Source organism: Pseudomonas sp. FW305-25 (assembly GCF_017351415.1).
Lineage (GTDB): Bacteria > Pseudomonadota > Gammaproteobacteria > Pseudomonadales > Pseudomonadaceae > Aquipseudomonas > Aquipseudomonas chlororaphis.
The window spans coordinates 37,544-55,879 of the sequence record NZ_JACNDE010000025.1 but is presented as its reverse complement, the minus strand read 5'-3'; the positions used below and the strand labels follow the sequence as shown (position 1 = coordinate 55,879).

11 protein-coding genes are annotated in these 18,336 nt (G+C 66.5%); 10 read left to right on the top strand and 1 reads right to left on the bottom strand.

Annotated features, from left to right (window positions below; all coding sequences use genetic code 11):
• The first annotated feature begins 3 nt into the window (after window positions 1-3).
• The 10 genes from J4E58_RS21625 to J4E58_RS21580 all read left to right on the top strand — a co-directional run bounded on the left by J4E58_RS21625 (window position 4) and on the right by J4E58_RS21580 (window position 15,838).
• On the top strand, window positions 4-957 hold the full coding sequence (locus J4E58_RS21625) for a D-2-hydroxyacid dehydrogenase family protein (RefSeq protein ID WP_087091094.1): 954 nt from the start codon (window positions 4-6) through the stop codon (window positions 955-957).
• A 487-nt stretch (window positions 958-1,444) separates the two neighbouring features.
• Complete coding sequence (gene glgA, locus J4E58_RS21620; protein ID WP_053261026.1) at window positions 1,445-3,013, top strand: glycogen synthase GlgA; 1,569 nt, start codon at window positions 1,445-1,447, stop codon at window positions 3,011-3,013.
• Between the two features lie 12 nt (window positions 3,014-3,025).
• The gene (treZ, locus tag J4E58_RS21615) at window positions 3,026-4,822 is read left to right on the top strand and encodes a malto-oligosyltrehalose trehalohydrolase (protein WP_087091095.1); all 1,797 of its coding nucleotides are present in this window, start codon (window positions 3,026-3,028) and stop codon (window positions 4,820-4,822) included.
• Window positions 4,819-6,900, top strand: coding sequence for a 4-alpha-glucanotransferase (gene malQ / locus J4E58_RS21610; RefSeq protein ID WP_087091096.1), 2,082 nt, complete (start codon window positions 4,819-4,821; stop codon window positions 6,898-6,900). Before treZ ends, malQ begins: the two co-directional genes overlap by 4 nt.
• Window positions 6,897-9,689 carry a malto-oligosyltrehalose synthase gene (locus tag J4E58_RS21605; RefSeq protein ID WP_087091097.1) on the top strand — a complete coding sequence of 931 codons (2,793 nt, stop codon included), beginning with the start codon at window positions 6,897-6,899 and terminating at the stop codon, window positions 9,687-9,689. Before malQ ends, J4E58_RS21605 begins: the two co-directional genes overlap by 4 nt.
• Before the next feature lie 21 nt (window positions 9,690-9,710).
• Window positions 9,711-10,067, top strand: coding sequence for a DUF2934 domain-containing protein (locus J4E58_RS21600; protein ID WP_087091098.1), 357 nt, complete (start codon window positions 9,711-9,713; stop codon window positions 10,065-10,067).
• 113 nt (window positions 10,068-10,180) lie between these two features.
• On the top strand, window positions 10,181-12,349 hold the full coding sequence (gene glgX, locus J4E58_RS21595) for a glycogen debranching protein GlgX (protein ID WP_087091099.1): 2,169 nt from the start codon (window positions 10,181-10,183) through the stop codon (window positions 12,347-12,349).
• Window positions 12,350-12,641: 292 nt separating this feature from the next.
• On the top strand, window positions 12,642-13,397 hold the full coding sequence (locus tag J4E58_RS21590) for a PIG-L deacetylase family protein (RefSeq protein WP_007926788.1): 756 nt from the start codon (window positions 12,642-12,644) through the stop codon (window positions 13,395-13,397).
• Window positions 13,398-13,490: 93 nt separating this feature from the next.
• Window positions 13,491-14,291, top strand: a complete 801-nt coding sequence (locus J4E58_RS21585; RefSeq protein WP_087091179.1) for an endonuclease/exonuclease/phosphatase family protein — start codon at window positions 13,491-13,493, stop codon at window positions 14,289-14,291.
• A 491-nt stretch (window positions 14,292-14,782) separates the two neighbouring features.
• Complete coding sequence (locus J4E58_RS21580; RefSeq protein WP_087091100.1) at window positions 14,783-15,838, top strand: autotransporter outer membrane beta-barrel domain-containing protein; 1,056 nt, start codon at window positions 14,783-14,785, stop codon at window positions 15,836-15,838.
• A gap of 259 nt (window positions 15,839-16,097) precedes the next feature.
• On the opposite strand, the gene glgB is transcribed toward J4E58_RS21580, so the two are convergent.
• The gene (glgB, locus tag J4E58_RS21575) at window positions 16,098-18,326 is read right to left on the bottom strand and encodes a 1,4-alpha-glucan branching protein GlgB (protein ID WP_087091101.1); all 2,229 of its coding nucleotides are present in this window, start codon (window positions 18,324-18,326) and stop codon (window positions 16,098-16,100) included.
• Window positions 18,327-18,336: the final 10 nt, after the last annotated feature.

The following is an 18,336-nucleotide window of genomic DNA, read 5'->3' as shown; positions in this document are numbered from 1 at the left end:
TTCATGAGTGTGCAGATCGCGGTAATCGATGATTGGCAGGACGTTGCCCGTGACGTCGTCGACTGGTCGGTGCTGGCGGGCATCGGCCAGGTCAGTTTTATCCATGACTACCCCAGCGACACCGCCGCCATGAGCGAGCGCCTGGCGCCGTTCGAGGTGATCTGCGTGATGCGCGAGCGCAGCCGTTTCGACGCGGCCCTGCTGCGCAGCCTGCCGCGGCTCAAGCTGCTGCTCACCGGTGGCATGCGCAACGCCGCCATCGACCTGGCCGCCGCGGCCAGCCTGGGCATCCAGGTGTGCGGCACCGACAGTTACAAGCACGCGGCGCCGGAGCTGACCTGGGCGCTGATCATGGCCCAGACCCGCAACCTGCTCAGCGAAGCCAGCGCGCTGCGCGCCGGCCTCTGGCAACAGGGGCTGGGCGGCGACCTGCACGGCAAGACCCTGGGCATTCTCGGCCTGGGCAGCATCGGCCAGCGGGTGGCGCAGTTCGGCCAGGTGTTCGGCATGCGGGTGATTGCCTGGAGCGAGAACCTCACCGCCGAACGGGCCGCGGCGGCCGGCGTGACCTACGTGAACAAGCAACAGCTGTTCGAACAGGCCGACGTGCTCTCGGTGCATCTGGTGCTCAGCGAACGCAGCCGCGGCCTGGTGGACGCCCAGGCGCTGGCCTGGATGAAACCCTCGGCGCTGCTGGTCAACACCGCCCGCGGGCCGATCGTCGATGAAGCGGCGCTGATCAGCGCCCTCGAACGCGGGCGCCTGGCCGGCGCGGCGCTGGATGTGTTCGAGCAGGAACCGCTGCCCCTCGATCATCCATTGCGCCGCCTGCCCAACGTGCTGGCCACGCCCCATGTCGGTTATGTCAGCCAACAGAACTACCGGCAGTTCTTCGCCCAGATGATCGAAGACATCCAGGCCTGGGCCGCCGGCCAGCCGATCCGTCAGTTGCGCTGAACCACGCCAGGGCATTGCGCCAGCACTGCCCTGCACCATCATCGAGCGTCGGCACCTTCGCCCCGCACCGCACCCTTGCAGCCCCTCACCGTTTTCGCGCCAAGACGAAAAAACCTCGCCCCCGGCCGGTGCGCGAGACTGCCTTTCGTCGGCTTTATTCCGGGGCAGCGCAACCTTCGCCCCGAGAAAACCTAATCGTCACGCCCGCGCTCTAACTTCTGTCCTAGACTGGAATTCGAAAAGTGACCGGACAGTCACTCCCGGGGAAATAAAGTCGAAACTTTTGGCTCACGCCTTGGGTCAGGTTAAAGGTAGGGCCTTCGCGACTGGTGCAATCCTTGCAATGGCCCCTTCACCCTCTTTGCGTCGACGCATGAGGCTGCGTTCGGCTTTCGCATGCGCAACGTTTTTTGTGCCCGGCCAGCGGATTGGCCTTTTGACACCGCCGGCAGATGCCAGGAACAGATCAATAAAACGGGAGAAACAGATGACCAGTGCCGTATTGCAAACCCAGGGAAAGCATCCTCTGCCGCTGGCCGGTGAAACGGTCTCCACATCGATTCTCGCCCCAGGTGGCAAGACGTCACTACCCTTGATCCGCCACAACCCCAATCGCAAGAAGGTCCTGTTCGTCACTTCGGAAATCGCCGACCTGGTCAAGACCGGTGGCCTGGGCGACGTGTCGGCCGCCCTGCCCCGCGCCATGGCGCATCTGCACGATGTACGCCTGCTGATCCCTGGCTACCGGCAGGTGATGCACAGCGAAAACCCGATTCATATCATTGGCGAGCTGGGCGGCCACGCGGCCCTGCCGGCCTGCAAGATCGGGCGCATGGACATGCCCGACGGCCTGGTGATCTATGTGCTGATCTGCCCCGAACTCTATGAGCGCGAAGGCTCGCCCTACGGCGCCAACAACGGCCGCGACTGGCCGGACAACCATATCCGCTTCGCCCGCCTGGGCCTGGCCGCCGCCGACATCGCCGCCAACCTGGCACAGATCCACTGGTGCCCGGACCTGGTGCACGCCCACGACTGGCCCGCCGGGCTGGCGCCGGCCTATATGCACTGGCGCGGGCAACGCACGCCGACCCTGTTCACCATCCATAACCTGGCGTACCAGGGCGTGGTCAGCCTGGCTTCCTGCCCGGAGCTGGGCATCCCCGAACATGCCCTGCAACAGGAAGGCATGGAGTTCTACGGCAAGCTGTCGTTCCTCAAGGCGGGCATGGCCTACGCCAGCCACATCACCACCGTCAGCGCCACCTATGCCCAGGAAATCACCACCCCGGCCTTCGGCTGCGGGCTTGACGGTTTCCTCGCCAGCAAGACCCAGCAAGGCCTGCTCAGCGGCATCCCCAACGGCATCGACGAAAGCTGGGACGCCGCCACCGACCCGCACCTGTCCACCCCCTTCGCCATTGGCGACTGGCAAGGCAAGGCCGCCAATGCCGCCCATGTGCGGCGGATGTTCGGCCTCGACCCCAGCAGCGGCCCGCTGTTCGCGGTGGTCTCGCGGCTGGTCTACCAGAAAGGCCTGGACCTTACCGAAGGCGTGGCCGAGTACATCGTCAAGTCCGGCGGCCAGATCGCGATTATCGGTCGCGGCGAGCCGGAGGAAGAACAGGCCATGCGCGCCCTGGCCGCGCGTTTCCCCGGGCGCATCGGGGTGAACATCGGTTTCAACGAAACCGACGCCCGCCGCATGTTCGCCGGCAGCGACTTCCTGCTGATGCCTTCGCGCTACGAGCCCTGCGGCCTGAGCCAGATGTACGCCCAGCGCTTCGGTTCGCTGCCGGTGGCGCGCAATACCGGCGGCCTGGCCGACACCATCGAGAACGGCGTCACCGGTTTTCTGTTCGACGAATCCACCGTGGCCAGCTACGAAGAGGCCCTGGGCCGCGCCTTCAAGGTGTTCGCCTATCCGCAGTTGCTCAACGCCATGCGCTGCCGGGCCATGGCCGCGCCCTTCAACTGGTGCAAGGCGGTGGAACCCTACGCCGAACTCTATGAACAGCTGGTGGCCAAGGCCTTGGGAAAATCGGCCAAACCCTGAGAGGGCCCCTGGATGCCGTCAAGGACTCTGGAAACCTGGCCCCACGGTGCTACTGCGCTCGATGCCGAGCGCACCCGCTTTGCCCTCTGGGCGCCGGACGCACAGCACGTCAGCGTCGAACTCGAAGACGGCGTGTCGCTGCCCATGCTGCCCCAGGCCAACGGTTGGTTCATGGTCATCGGCCAGTGCCCGCCCGGCACCCGCTACCGCTTCGATATCGATGACCAGATCCGCGTGCCCGACCCGGCGTCCCGGGCCCAGGACGGCGACATCGACGGCCCCAGCCTGGTGGTCGATCCCCGGGCCTATCGCTGGCGGCACCCGCACTGGCAAGGCCGGCCGTGGCACGAAGCGGTGATCTACGAGCTGCATGTGGGCGTGCTCGGCGGTTACCGCGCAGTGGAAAAACACTTGCCACGCCTGGCCGAGCTGGGCATCACCGCCATCGAGCTGATGCCCCTGGCGGAGTTTCCCGGCGATCGCAACTGGGGCTACGACGGCGTCCTGCCTTATGCGCCGGAAGCCTCCTACGGTTCGCCCGACGACCTCAGGCACCTCATCGACAGCGCCCACGGCCTGGATCTCGCGGTGATACTCGACGTGGTCTACAACCACTTCGGCCCCGACGGCAATTACCTGCACCACTACGCCAAGGCCTTCTTCAGGGAAGACCGGCACACGCCCTGGGGAGCGGCCATCGACTTTCGCCGCCAGCCCGTGCGCGACTTCTTTATCGACAATGCCCTGATGTGGCTGTTGGAGTACCGCTTCGACGGCCTGCGCCTGGATGCCGTGCATGCGATCGACGACCCGGACTTCCTGCATGAACTGGCGCAGCGGGTACGCCGCCGGATCGACCCGGCGCGGCAGGTCTGGCTGACCGTGGAAAACGAGTACAACCAGGCCAGCCTGCTGGAACAGCACTTCGACGCGCAGTGGAACGACGACGGCCACAACGCCCTGCATGTGCTGCTCACCGGGGAGACCGACGCCTACTACGCCGACTTCGCCGAACGCCCCACCGAGAAACTGGCGCGCTGCCTGAGCCAGGGCTTTGCCTATCAGGGCCACATCACCCGCCACGGCACCCCTCGCGGCGAACCCAGCAGCCATTTGCCGCCCAGCGCCTTCGTGCTGTTTTTGCAGAACCACGACCAGATCGGCAACCGCGCCTTCGGCGAGCGCCTGGTGCGCCTGGCCGAGCCACAGGCATTGCAGGCGGCCACGGTGCTGTTGCTGCTGTCGCCGATGATCCCGCTGCTGTTCATGGGCGACGAACTGGCGGCGCCGCAGCCCTTCCTGTTTTTCACCAGCCACCACGGCGAACTGGCGGACGCGGTGCGCGAGGGCCGGCGCGGCGAATTCGCTGCCTTCAGCGCCTTCGCCGATCCGCATAAACGCGAGCAGATTCCCGACCCGAACGCACCGGACACCTTCCTCGCGTCGAGGCCGCAGGCGGACCCGGTCCAGGGCGAGCAGACCCTGGCGCTGTATCGCCAGCTGTTGCAACTGCGCCGCGAGCACATCGTGCCCTACCTGCCCGGCGCCGAAGCCCTGGGCGCCGAGGTGCTGGCCGAAGGCGCGCTCTGTGCCCGCTGGCGCCTGGGCAATGGCCAGGAACTGCGCATCGACCTCAACCTGAGCCCGCACAACGTCGAGCAACAGCCGCCAAGCGCGGCGCGGCGCCTGTTCGAATACCCGGCCCAGGCGTTCGAGCGGTTGCACCAAGGCACTCTCGCCCCCTATAGCGCGCTGGTCAGCCTCGGCGCAGTCGCCCCCACGCCAGACCTTGACGGAGAACACCCATGAGCGACGCGCAACTGGAAATCCTCGCCAGCCGGGCCGGCCTGGCCGTCGACTGGATCGACGCCAACGGCCGCCCGCAACGGGTCGAGCCACGGGTGCTGCGCGCCGTGCTGGCCAGCCTCGGCCATCCGGCCGACAACGACCGGCAGATCGAAGCCAGCCTGCGCCAGCTGCTACAGGTGCAGCAGAGCCGGCAACTGCCGCCGCTGCTGACCGCCGACGCCGGCCAGGGCCTGGACCTGGGGCATTACTTCGCCCCGGATACGCCCTGCGAAATCCACCTGGAAGACGGCGGTGTGCTCAACCTCAGGCTGGACGCCAACTCCATGCTGCCGGGCCTGGTGCCGGTGGGTTATCAGGAGGTGAGCATCGCCGGCCAGCACTTCACCCTGGCCGTGGCGCCCGAGCGCTGCTACAGCGTCGCCGACGCCGTGGACCAGGCCACGCCCCGCGCCTGGGGCCTGAGCGTGCAGCTGTATTCGCTGCGCCGCGCAGGCGACGGTGGTTATGGTGATACCCAAGCGCTCGAAGACCTGGTCCGGGTCGCCGGCGAACGGGGCGCCGAGGCCGTGGCCATCAGCCCGCTGCATGCCATGTTCAGCAGCGACACCGGCCGCTACAGCCCCTATTCGCCGTCCAGCCGGTTGTTTCTCAACAACCTGTACGCCGCGCCCGGGACCATTCTCGGCGAGCGGGCCTGGCGCAGCGCGATCGATGCCAGCGGCCTCGGGCCGCAACTGCAACAGCTGGAACAACAGCCGATGGTCGACTGGCCGGTGGCGGCCCACGCCCGGCAGAAAGTCCTGCGCGCGCTTTATGACGGCTTCTGCCAGGGCGAGCATCCGCTGCACCAGGACTTCGCCAGCTTCCGCCACGCCAGTGGCGAGGCCCTGGAAAACCACTGCCGCTTCGAAGCCATCCAGGCCCAGCGCGCGGCCTGCGGCGAAAGCCTCGACTGGCGCGAATGGCCCGACGCCTGGCGCACCCCACGCAGTCCGGCGCTGGCGCAGTTCGCCGAGGAGCACGCCGCCGATATCGGCTTTTATGCCTTCTGCCAATGGCTGATCGCCCGTTGCCTGGAGCGGGTGCAGGCCACCGCCCGCAGCAGCGGCATGGGCATCGGCCTGATCGCCGACCTGGCGGTGGGCGCCGACGGCGGCGGCAGCCAGGCCTGGAGCCGCCAGGACGAACTGCTGGCGGCGCTGACCGTCGGCGCGCCGCCGGACATTCTCAATCGCCAGGGCCAGGGCTGGGGCATTTCCGCCTTTTCCCCGGAGGGCCTGGTGCGCAACGGCTTCCACGCTTTCATCGAAATGCTCCGGGCCAACTTCGCCCATGCCGGCGGCCTGCGCATCGACCATGTGATGGGGTTGCAGCGGCTGTGGGTGATCCCCCTCGGCGCCCCGCCCTGCGACGGCGCCTACCTGTATTACCCGGTGGACGACCTGCTGCGCCTGCTGACCCTGGAATCGCACCGGCACCAGGCGATCGTCCTCGGCGAGGACCTCGGCACGGTGCCCGACGGCCTGCGGGAAAAACTCAGCGCGCGGGCCATGCTCGGCATGCGCGTGCTGCTGTTCGAGCAGGAGCACGGCACGCACTTCCGGCCGATCCTCGACTGGCCGGACAATTCCCTGGCCACCACCAGCACCCACGACCTGCCGACCCTCAACGGCTGGTGGCAGGGTCGCGACATCGACTGGAGCGCGCGCCTGGGCCTGGTGGACGCAAGCGGCGAAACCCATTGGCGCGAACATCGCCAGCGCGAACGCGAGGGCCTGCGCCACGCCCTGAGTCGCGACCCGCAGAATTTTCGTGAAGACACTCACGAAGCCGACCAGGTGGTGGACGCCAGCGTGCGCTTCCTCGGCCATACCCGCGCACCGCTGGTGCTGCTGCCCCTGGAGGACGCCCTGGGCATCGACGAACAGGCCAACCTGCCCGGCACCCTCGACAGCCATCCCAACTGGCGTCGGCGCCTGGCCGGCAGCAGCGCGGCCTTGCTCGACGACCCGGACGCCGCGCGCCGCCTGGAGCTGCTGGCCTGCGCCCGGCAACAGGCCCACGAGCGCGACCGATGAAGGATTCCACGCACCACAGCCCGCCCATGCGGGCCACCCTGCGCCTGCAGTTTCATCGCGGCTTCACTCTCGACGACGCGGTGCCGCTGGTGCCCTACTTCGCCCGCCTGGGCATCAGCCACCTGTACGCGTCGCCGCTGCTGTGCGCCCGCGCCGGCTCAATGCATGGCTACGACGTGGTCGACCCGACCCGGGTCAATCCCGAGCTGGGTGGCGAGGCCGCCCTGGAGCGCCTGGTCCGCAGCCTGCGCCAGCACGACATGGGCCTGCTGCTGGATATCGTCTCCAACCACATGGCGGTCGGCGGCGCGGACAATCCCTGGTGGCAGGACCTGCTGCGCTGGGGCCGCCTGAGCCCCTACGGCGAATTCTTCGATATCCAGTGGCACTCCCCCGACCCCTTGCTGGAAGGCCAGTTGCTGCTGCCGTTCCTCGGCAGCGACTACGGCGTGACCCTGCAGGAAGGCGCGCTGAGGCTGTGCTTCGATGCCGAACGGGGCGAGTTTCATGTCGAGCATTACCAACATCATTTCCCGATCTGCCCCAGCGACTATGGCGAACTGCTGCGGCTCCAGGACGAGACCGACGCCGAACCGGCCGAGCGTCTCAAGCCATTGGCCGATGCCTTCAGCACCCTGCGCTACCAGTCCGACGCCCACACCCAGGCCGAGCCATTGCAACAGCAACTGCAGGAAGCCGCCCGTGAACCGCAGGTCCGCGCAGCCATCGAGCAGCACCTGGCGCGCTACGATTCGCGCCAGCCGCAGGGCTTCGCCCGCCTGCACGCCCTGCTGGAGCAGCAGAGCTACCGCCTGGCCAGCTGGCGCACCGCGGCGGACGACATCAACTGGCGGCGTTTCTTCGACGTCAACGAGCTGGGTGGGCTGCGGGTCGAGCGCCCGGCGGTGTTCGAGGCCACCCACGGCAAAATCTTCCAGTTGATCGCCGCCGGCCTGGTGGACGGGTTGCGCATCGACCATATCGACGGCCTGGCCGATCCCCGCGGCTACTGCCGCAAACTGCGGCGCCGGGTCGACGCCCTGCGTCCCGGCCAGCACTTGCCGATCTATGTCGAGAAGATCCTCGGCGCTGGCGAAACCCTGCGCCGCGACTGGGGCGTGGACGGCAGCACCGGCTATGAGTTCATGAACCAGCTGTCGCTGCTGCAACACGACCCGCAAGGCGCCGCCCCCCTGGCCGAACTCTGGAGCCGGCACAGCGAACGGCCGGCGGCCTTTCTCGAAGAGGCCCGGCTGGCGCGCCAGCAATTGCTCAACGGCTCGCTGGCCAGCGATTTCGAAAGCGTGGCCCAGGCCCTGCTGCAAGTGGCGCGCAACGATGTGATGAGCCGCGACTTGACCCTCGGCGCCATTCGCCGTGCCTTGCAGGAACTGATCGTGCACTTCCCGGTGTACCGCACCTACATCGGTGCCTGCGGGCGCTCGGCGACAGATGAGGTGTTTTTCCAGCAGGCCCTGCAAGGCGCCCGCGACACCCTGGGCGAAGCCGACTGGCCGGTGCTGGCCTACCTGCAACAGTGGCTCGGCGGCCGCGGCTGGCGCCAGCTGCCGCCGGGGCGCCCGCGCAAGGTGCTCAAGCATGCCTGCGTGCGCTTCCAGCAACTGACCTCGCCGGCGGCGGCCAAGGCGGTGGAAGACACCGCGCTCTATCGCTCGGCGGTGCTGCTGTCACGCAACGATGTGGGTTTCTCCACCGAGCAGTTCTGCGCCCCGGTGGAAGATTTCCACGCCGCCTGCCGCGAGCGCCTGGAGGCTTTCCCCGACAACCTGCTGGCCAGCGCCACCCACGACCACAAGCGCGGCGAAGATACCCGCGCGCGCCTGGCGGTACTCAGCGAACTCGGCCCCTGGTACGTCGAACAGGTGGAACACTGGCGCAGCCTGGCCCAGGCCCTGCGCAGCGATCCCCAGGCGCCCGGTGCCGGCGACGAGCTGATCCTCTATCAGGCCCTGCTCGGCAGCTGGCCGCTGGAACTGCACAGCGACGACCGCCAGGGCCTGCGCGGCTATGCCCAGCGCCTCTGGCAATGGCAGGAAAAAGCCCTGCGCGAAGCCAAGCTGCACAGCAGCTGGGCGGCGGCCAACGAGGCCTATGAAAGTGCCGTGCACCACTTCATCGAGCGCCTGTTGCTCAGCCCCGAGGGCCTGCCGTTGCGCAGCGCCATCGGCACAGCCGTCCAGGTCATCGCGCCCGCTGGCGCCCTCAACGGCCTGGCTCAATCCTTGCTGCGCATGACCGTGCCCGGCGTGCCGGACCTGTATCAGGGCAACGAGTTCTGGGACTTCAGCCTGGTGGACCCGGACAACCGTCGCCCGGTGGATTTCGCCGCCCGACAGCAGGCTCTGGACCCTTGCGGCGAAACCATGGAACTGTTGGCCCACTGGCGCGACGGGCGCATCAAGCAGGCCCTGATCGCCGCTACGCTGGCGCGCCGGGGCGAGTACCCGCAGCTGTTTCGCCGGGGCACTTACCAGCCGCTGCCGGTACAGGGCCGACACGCCGGCAAGGTGCTGGCCTTTATGCGCGAACACCAGGGCCTGCGCGCCGTGGTGATTGTGCCCAGGCTGGTCGCCGGACTGCTGGAAAGCGGCGCGCAACCGCGGGTCGACGCGCCGGATTGGGGCGATACGCGTGTGCATCTGCCATTCGCCGCGCCAGGACAAAACCTGAAGGGACTTTTTTCCACGGGGGCAGTCACACCCCACAAGGATCTGATGATCAGCAGCGCATTGCGGGATTTCCCGGTCAACCTCTTCATCCAAACTTGAGTTCAGTTCAGGAGCATTGCGATGAGTACCGACGACAAACGCATTCGTGAGTTCGCCTATCAAATATGGGAATCGGAAGGCCGGCCCGACGGCCAGGAACACCGGCACTGGGAAATGGCCCGCAAGCTGGCCGAAGCCGAGGCCCTGGCCCCGAGCAAGCCGCACAGGGCGACCCGCGCCGCCAGCGCCAAGCCTGGCAAGCCCGCGGCAAAGCCCAAGGCCGTCGCCAAACCCGCGGCGGCAGCACCCCTGGTACCTCCTGGAGAAAGGGTGCCTCCTGGAGAAAAGCGGCCTCCCGCAGAAAAAGGATTGCCACCCGGGAGCAAAAGCAGCGCGGCGAAAAAGCCGCGGGCACCGCGCAAGCCAGCGGCCAGCTGACGCCTCTGCCGCGAGGCGCTCGCGCCACCCTCCACTGCCGACCTTGCCCATGTGCGTGGCGCGCCCGAGCGCCACAGGGAGCCCATTCGCCCATCTGATCCGCAGGAGCACCCATGACCACCGCCAAAGCAGCCGCCACGCCGAAAACCCCGCAAGCCACCGAGCCCTCGCGCATCCGCGAAGGCCTGCCCTTCCCGCTCGGCGCGACCTGGGACGGCCTGGGGGTCAACTTCGCCCTGTTCTCGGCCAATGCCACCCAGGTCGAGTTATGCCTGTTCGATGCCACGGGCGAAGTCGAGCTGGAACGCATCGAACTGCCGGAATACACCGACGAGATCTTCCACGGCTACCTGCCCGACGCCCACCCTGGGCTGATCTACGGCTATCGGGTGCATGGCCCCTACGACCCGGCCAACGGTCATCGCTTCAACCCCAACAAGCTGTTGATCGACCCGTATGCCAAGCAGCTGGTGGGCCAGCTGAAATGGTCCGAGGCGCTGTTCGGCTACACCATCGGGCACCCCGATGCCGACCTCAGTTTCGACGAGCGCGACAGCGCGCCCTTCGTGCCCAAATGCAAAGTGATCGACCCGGCCCACACCTGGGGCCACGATCATCGGGTCAGCGTGCCCTGGGACAAAACGATCATTTATGAGACTCACGTGCGTGGCTTCACCATGCGTCACCCCTCGGTGCCGGAGGCGGTGCGCGGCACCTTCGCCGGGCTGATGGTCGACGACGTGCTGGAGCACATCCGCAAGCTCGGGGTGTCGTCGGTGGAGCTGTTGCCGATCCATGCCTTCGTCAACGACCAGCACCTGCTGCACAAGGGCATGACCAATTACTGGGGCTACAACAGTATCGCCTTCTTCGCCCCAGACCCGCGCTACCTGGCCAGCGGCAAGATCGCCGAATTCAAGGAAATGGTCGCGCACCTGCACGAAGCCGGGCTCGAAGTGATACTCGACGTGGTCTACAACCACACCGCCGAGGGCAACGAGCAAGGCCCGACCCTGTCCATGCGCGGCATCGACAACGCCTCCTACTACCGCCTGATGCCCGACGAAAAACGCTTCTATATCAATGACTCCGGGACCGGCAACACCCTCGACCTGAGCCATCCCTGCGTGCTGCAGATGGTCACCGACTCGCTGCGCTACTGGGCCACGGAAATGCACGTGGACGGTTTTCGCTTCGACCTGGCGACCATTCTCGGGCGTTACCACGATGGCTTCGACGAGCGCCACAGTTTCCTCGTGGCCTGCCGCCAGGACCCGGTGCTGCGCCAGGTGAAGCTGATCGCCGAGCCGTGGGACATCGGCCCCGGCGGTTATCAGGTGGGCGGCTTCCCGCCGGGCTGGGTGGAGTGGAACGACAAGTTCCGCGACACCGTGCGCGCCTTCTGGAAAGGCGACGACGGCCAGCTCGCCGACTTCGCCGCGCGCATGACCGCCTCCGGCGAGATGTTCAACCAGCGCGGCCGGCGGCCTTATACCTCTGTCAATTTCGTGACCGCCCACGACGGCTTCACCCTGCATGACCTGGTGTCGTACAACGACAAGCACAACGAAGCCAACGACGAAGACAACCAGGACGGCAGCAACCACAACCTGTCGTGGAACCACGGCGTCGAAGGCCCCACCGACGACCCGCAGATCAATGCGCTGCGCCTGCGCCAGATGCGCAATTTCTTCGCCACCCTGCTGCTGGCCCAGGGCACGCCGATGCTGGTCGCCGGCGACGAGTTCGCCCGCACCCAGCACGGCAACAACAACGCTTATTGCCAGGACAGCGAAATCGGCTGGGTCAACTGGGACCTGGACGAGGACGGCAAGTCGCTGCTCAAGTTCGTCAAGCGCCTGGTCAAGCTGCGCATGACCTACCCGATCCTGCGCCGCGGACGCTTCCTGGTGGGCAACTACAACGAGGATATCGGGGTCAAGGACGTCACCTGGCTCGCCCCGGACGCCAGCGAGATGACCATCGAACAATGGCAGGACAGCCACGGCCGCTGCCTGGGCATGCTGCTCGACGGCCGCGCCCAGGAAACCGGGATACGCCGCCCCGGCGCCGACGCGACCCTGCTGCTGGTGGTCAACGCCCATCACGACATCGTCAACTTCAGCCTGCCGGAAGTGCCCGACGGCGGCTTCTGGACCTGCATGATCGACACCAACCAGCCCTCGGTGAAAGGCCAGGAACGCTTCGAGTTCGGCCACCGGTACTCGGTGACCGGGCGCTCGCTGCTGCTGTTCGAACTGCAGCACGAGGATGACGATTGAACAGGTTATTGGCCATTTGCCGGATTGAATGGCGGGCAGTGGCCAGCCCATCAGACACATGTACGATGGTGCCGGATATCCATTCCCCGCTATCTTGAACAGCTGAGCGTCGCCATCGGAAAAAATCGCTGCCCCCTGCGACGGTGGCCAACGGCTGTGTATGATTGAACGCTCTTGCAAGACGGCAATCCAAGGTATGGAGCGCCGGCACCCGGACCGATACCGGGTGCGAACCCAAGCGGCCCGGTCCGTCACCGCGCGCCGACTGCCCCGGAACAAGGATGTGACACCCATGAGATCCATACCCCTGAGCGACAACTGGCCGGAGCAGGTCTGGAACGGCGCCCGCCAACTGCTCGACGTCCCCTCCATCAACCTTGCCAGCCTGGTGCCGCCCGGATTTCGTGCGGTGGTCATTGCCCCGCACCCCGGCGACGAAGTGCTGACCTGCGGCGGCCTGCTGCAGGTACTGGCCCACCATGGCCATCCGCTGCAACTGATTTCCATCACCGACGGCAGCGCCAGCCACCCCGGCTCCGACCTGTGGTCGGAGCGGCGCCTGAGCGTGTTCCGCCCCCAGGAAAGTGTCGAGGCCCTGCGCCGCCTGGGTTTGCCCCTGCACAGCCTGCAGTGGATTCGCGGCGGCTTTGCCGACAGTGGACTGCAGGAACGCGAGCATCAGTTGAGCCAGTTCATTGGCCGTTACCTGCGCCCCGATGACGTGGTGTTCAGCACCTGGCGCGAAGACGGCAACGACGATCACGACGCCGTCGGCCGGGCCAGCGCCAAGGCCGCGGCCCAGGCTGGCGTGGCGTTCCACGAAGTGCCGGTGTGGGCCTGGCACTGGCCGGCGCGCGATGAACAGCTGCTGCCCTGGCACCGCGCCCGCAAGTTGCGCCTCGACACCTGGACCGTGGCCCGCAAGCGCCATGCGGCGCATGCCTATGCCAGCCAGTTGCAGGGCGATCCGGGCATCGGCCTGGCCCCGACCCTGACGCCGGTGGTGCTGGAGCGGCTGCGCCAGTCCTACGAAATCTTTTTCATGTAGGGCTGCCCCGATGCGGGCAGACCGGGGGAAAACCTGAACTGACCGGCAAAGTGTCAGTCGCATGAGTAACCGCCCTGATTACGAGGAGTGAGCGTGAGCACCGATTCAACCAGGCGTCCGGTCACGTCGGCAGCGCCAGACGAAACCCCGGCGGTCCATCGCCTGCGCATCCTGACCGTCAACACCCACAAGGGCTTCACCGCCCTGAACCGCCGTTTCATTCTCCCGGAGCTGCGTGACGCGGTCCGCAGCACCCAGGCCGACCTGGTGTTTCTCCAGGAAGTGCTGGGCGAGCACGACCGCCACGCCAGCCGCTACGGCAACTGGCCCCAGCAGTCGCAATATGAGTTTCTCGCCGACAGCATGTGGAGCGACTTCGCCTACGGGCGTAACGCGGTCTATCCCGATGGCCATCACGGCAACGCCCTGCTGTCGAAATACCCGATCCGCCAGTACCGCAACCTCGATGTCTCGATCACCGGCCCGGAGCGCCGCGGGCTGTTGCATTGCGTGCTGGATGTACCGGGGCATACCGAAGTGCACGCGATCTGCGTGCACCTGAGCCTGCTGGAAAGCCATCGCCAGCTGCAACTGGCGCTGTTGTGCCAGTTGCTCGAGTCGCTGCCGGACGATGCACCGGTGATCATCGCCGGCGACTTCAACGACTGGCAGTTGCATGGCAATGCCACCCTCGCCCGCCGCGACGACCTGCACGAAGCCTTCGAACGCCACCTTGGCAGGCCGGCCAAGACCTACCCGGCGCGCTGGCCACTGCTGCGCCTGGACCGCATCTACCTGCGCAACGCCAGCAGCCACGCACCGAAGATCCTCGGGCACAAGCCCTGGACTCACCTGTCGGATCACCTGCCGCTGGCGGTGGAAGTGCACCTCTGATGCCTTCGCCCAGGCCTCGAGGATCATCGGTCTGGCGGCCCACCAGGCCATTCTCGCTTCTCCGGCAACCGCGGTCGCCGGCCTGATCGACGAAACGGCCAGCGCGCTGGCCAAGGCCTGACGCTGCCCTTGGCCCAGGAAAATCACCGACTCGCCCGCAAAGGACGAGTCGGTAGTGGGCTACCGAAAATCGCTTTCCCCCATCTCTTCCGACGTTTTTTCGCACAAACAAGAACTTAGAGAATCGCTTTTTTTCAGTCGGTTACAGCGCCTGAATTACCTACGCCATTGGTCGGTCATTTTCTTGACGATCGCGGAGTCGTCTCCTTAGCTACAGCTTACTACCCCCGGAAATACAACCAGGGGCAAGCCTCGGATACCTGCTCTAGAGCGGGTCGCCGAGCCTTGCCTCAACGAACTCGGTCGCCCCTCATTCGGGGTAGGAGAGACGCCACGGCGAGACACGGCATGCGATTGCAAGGTAGCCCTCCATGAAAACTTCACTCACCCCACAAGAGATCAAGATCATTCTGTGCACAGTTTCCGCTTCGGTATTGCTGTGTTCTTCCATGGAGGTACAAGCGTCCCCTGCCGAGGACGAGGCGCAGCTCTGGTATCGCCAGGACCTGCTCCTGAACCGCCTGTTGACACCCGCGCCCTCCGCGACGCCCATGCCGGCCAGCCAGCCCCGAGGCAACAGCCTGGGTATCGTGCAAGGCAGCCCGCAGGTCTGGGATCCGCTGTACGGGCCCGCGGCGCGGCAGACCGAAGTCGGCTACCTCGGTTCGCGTTTTGCCAGCAGCATCAACGACACGCCCGGCGGCCCGGTGCTCTACACCCTGGAAAGCAGCAGCGGGCATACCCAGCGCATCGGCCTGCTGGGCGGCCAGAGCCAGTTCCAGGCCAACGGCCAGGGCGTGCCCGGCGGCTTCAGCGACCCGCGTAACGACCGCTTCAGTGTCCAGGGTCAAAGTCTTGGCGCGTTCTGGAGCCTGACCGGTCCGCAGGGCTGGCACGTCGATCTGTCGGCCAGCGGCGCCCGGGTCAGCGGCTTCAGCCGCACCGAGCAAGGCCAGCGGCAAGCCGCCGAAGGCAGCGCGGTGACCCTGTCGGTGCAAGGCGGGATTCCCATCGGCATCAGCGACAACTGGGTGGTCGAACCCCAGGCGCAATTGATCAACCAGCGCGTCAGCCTGGACAACCCGAATGCCGACAGCAGCACCCACTCCGCCGGCAACCTGAACGCCTGGAGCGGCCGCGTCGGGGCCCACTTGCAAGGCCGTTACGACGTCGCCGGGCACTCGGTGGAACCCTATGTGCGCACCAGCTTGTGGCACACGGTGTACAGCGGCGACACCCTGACCCTGGACAAGGTCGACAAGATCAGCAGCAGCCGCAAGTCCTCCACGGTCGAAGTCGGCCTGGGCCTGGTGGCCAGGCTTACCCCTGTCGTCAGCCTGTATGTGAGCGCCGACTACAGCAGCGACGTGGACGACAACGACCTCAACGGGCTGATCGGTAGCCTGGGTGTGCGGATGCGCTGGTAAAAACCTGTAGCCGCCGCAGGCTGCGATTGGCGGCGCAGCCGACGCAAAGGGAGCATCGGCCATATGCGTCGTCCGGGTTGCGGGCTCTGCGAGCCCGATCGCAGCCTGCGGCAGCGGCTACAGGAGATTGGGTTTTCAGGGACAACTTGAGGGTGTCTGGGCGGATGTCATCGCGAGCAAGCTCGCTCCTACAGGGAACGCGCAACCTCTGTAGGAGCGAGCTTGCTCGCGATCCGCTGCGCGCAGCGGGCAGTCGATATCACGCTTCGGGTTGCAGGATCAGCACCGCCAGCGGCGGCAGGTTCAACGCCAGCGACAACGCCTGGCCGTGGCTCGCCACGTCCTCGGTGAACACCCCGCCGCCATTGCCATAGTTGGACCCGGCGTAGGTATCGGAGTCGCTGTTGAACAACTCGCCCCAGCGCCCGGCGAAGGGCACGCCGATCCGGTAGGCCTGGCGCGGCACCGGGGTGAAGTTGGCCACCACCAGCAGCGGCTTGCCGTCCTTGCTCCAGCGCAGCCAGGCGTAGACGCTGTTGATCGCGTCGTCGCCGATCAGCCACTGGAAGCCCTGGGGCGCGTCGTCCTGGTCGTGCAGCGCCGGCTGCTCGCGGTACAGCCGGTTGAGATCGCCCACCAGCTTCTGCACGCCGCGGTGCTCGGGGTATTGCAGCAGGTACCAGTCCAGTTGCTGATCGTGATTCCATTCGCGCCACTGGCCGAACTCGCAGCCCATGAACAGCAGCTTCTTGCCCGGGTGGGTCCACATGAAGCTCAGGTAGGCCCGCAGGTTGGCGAACTTCTGCCAGCGATCGCCGGGCATCTTGTCGATCAGCGAGCGTTTGCCGTGCACCACTTCGTCGTGGGAGATCGGCAGGATGAAGCGCTCGGACCAGGCATACACCAGGCCGAAGCTCAGTTCGTTGTGGTGATGGGCGCGGTACACCGGGTCCTGCTGGATGTAATGCAGCGAGTCGTGCATCCAGCCCATGTTCCATTTATAGGCGAAGCCCAGGCCGCCTTGCTGTGTGCCCTGGCTGACGCCCGGCCAGGCCGTGGACTCCTCGGCGATCACCAGGGCGCCCGGCGCCTCGAGGGACACCACGTCATTCAGGTGACGCAAAAAGTCGATGGCTTCGAGGTTCTCGCGCCCGCCATGGCGGTTGGGCACCCACTCCCCGGCGTTGCGCGAATAGTCGCGGTAGAGCATCGAGGCCACGGCATCCACCCGCAGGCCGTCGACATGGAAATGCTTGAGCCAGTGCAGCGCCGACGCCAGCATGAAACCGTGGACCTCGGTGCGCCCCAGGTTGTAGATCAGGGTGTCCCAGTCCTGGTGGAAACCTTCCAGCGGGTTGCCGTACTCGTACAGCGCGGTGCCGTCGAATTGCGCCAGGCCGTGGGCATCGGTGGGAAAGTGCGCCGGCACCCAGTCGAGAATCACCCCGATGCCCGCCAGGTGGCAGGCGTTGACGAATGCCGCGAAGTCGTCGGCGCTGCCGTAGCGGGCGCTGGGGGCGAACTGCGACAGCGGCTGATAGCCCCAGGAACCGCCGAAGGGATGTTCCATGATCGGCATCAGCTCGATATGGGTGAACCCCAGGTTCTGCACATAGGGGATCAGGCGTTCGGCCAGTTCGTGCCAGTCGTACTGGCGCGCCACCTCGCCCAGATCGTCCACCTCGCATTGCCAGGAGCCGGCATGCAGTTCGTAGATCGACAAGGGCGCGTCGGTGCGCTGGCGTTCGCCGCGGGCCTGCATCCAGTCGAGGTCCTGCCAGTCGATGCTCAGCGGGCTGGCGACTTTCGAGGCGGTATCCGGCGGCAGCTGGGTGGCCAGCGCCACCGGGTCGGACTTCAGCGGCAGGATGCCGTGGGCGCCGAGGATTTCATATTTGTAGGCTTCGCCCGGGCCCAGGCGCGGCACGAACAGCTCCCAGACCCCGGACGGATGACGCAGGCGCATCGGGTGCCGCCGTCCGTCCCAGACGTTGAAGTCGCCGACCACCGAGACCCGCCGGGCATTCGGCGCCCAGACCGCGAAACGCACGCCGTCGACGCCCTCCACGGTTTTCAGCTGCGCGCCGAGGCAGGCGCTGAGGTCGCGGTGGTTGCCCTCGGCGAACAGGTACAGGTCCATCTCCCCCAGCAACGGGCCGAAGCTGTAAGGGTCTTCGCCAATATGCTCGCCACCGGCCCATTGCGTGCGCAGCAGATAGGGCTGGGCCTGGGCAAAGTGCCCGACGAACAACCCCGGCACCTCGGTGCCCTCCAGGCTGCCCAGCACTGTCCCGCCATCGCGAGCCAGCACCTGCACACTCAGGGCGCCCGGCAGGAAGGCACGGATGAATTGGCCGCCGGCGCCGTCGCCATGGGGGCCGAGCACGGCAAAGGGGTCCTGGTGCTCGGCACGCACCAGTGCCTCGATATCCCGCGCGGCGGGCATTGCCTGTTTGACCTCACCCTGTTCCTTGTTCGAGAAACTCATGACTGCTCTC

Coding starts and splice junctions, on each gene's coding strand:
- treZ (WP_087091095.1), top strand. CDS start 3,026: ATGCCGTCAAGGACTCTGGAAACCTGGCCCCACGGTGCTACTGCGCTC.
- glgX (WP_087091099.1), top strand. CDS start 10,181: ATGACCACCGCCAAAGCAGCCGCCACGCCGAAAACCCCGCAAGCCACC.
- J4E58_RS21580 (WP_087091100.1), top strand. CDS start 14,783: ATGAAAACTTCACTCACCCCACAAGAGATCAAGATCATTCTGTGCACA.
- glgB (WP_087091101.1), bottom strand. CDS start 18,326: ATGAGTTTCTCGAACAAGGAACAGGGTGAGGTCAAACAGGCAATGCCC.
- malQ (WP_087091096.1), top strand. CDS start 4,819: ATGAGCGACGCGCAACTGGAAATCCTCGCCAGCCGGGCCGGCCTGGCC.
- J4E58_RS21600 (WP_087091098.1), top strand. CDS start 9,711: ATGAGTACCGACGACAAACGCATTCGTGAGTTCGCCTATCAAATATGG.
- J4E58_RS21590 (WP_007926788.1), top strand. CDS start 12,642: ATGAGATCCATACCCCTGAGCGACAACTGGCCGGAGCAGGTCTGGAAC.
- J4E58_RS21605 (WP_087091097.1), top strand. CDS start 6,897: ATGAAGGATTCCACGCACCACAGCCCGCCCATGCGGGCCACCCTGCGC.
- J4E58_RS21625 (WP_087091094.1), top strand. CDS start 4: ATGAGTGTGCAGATCGCGGTAATCGATGATTGGCAGGACGTTGCCCGT.
- glgA (WP_053261026.1), top strand. CDS start 1,445: ATGACCAGTGCCGTATTGCAAACCCAGGGAAAGCATCCTCTGCCGCTG.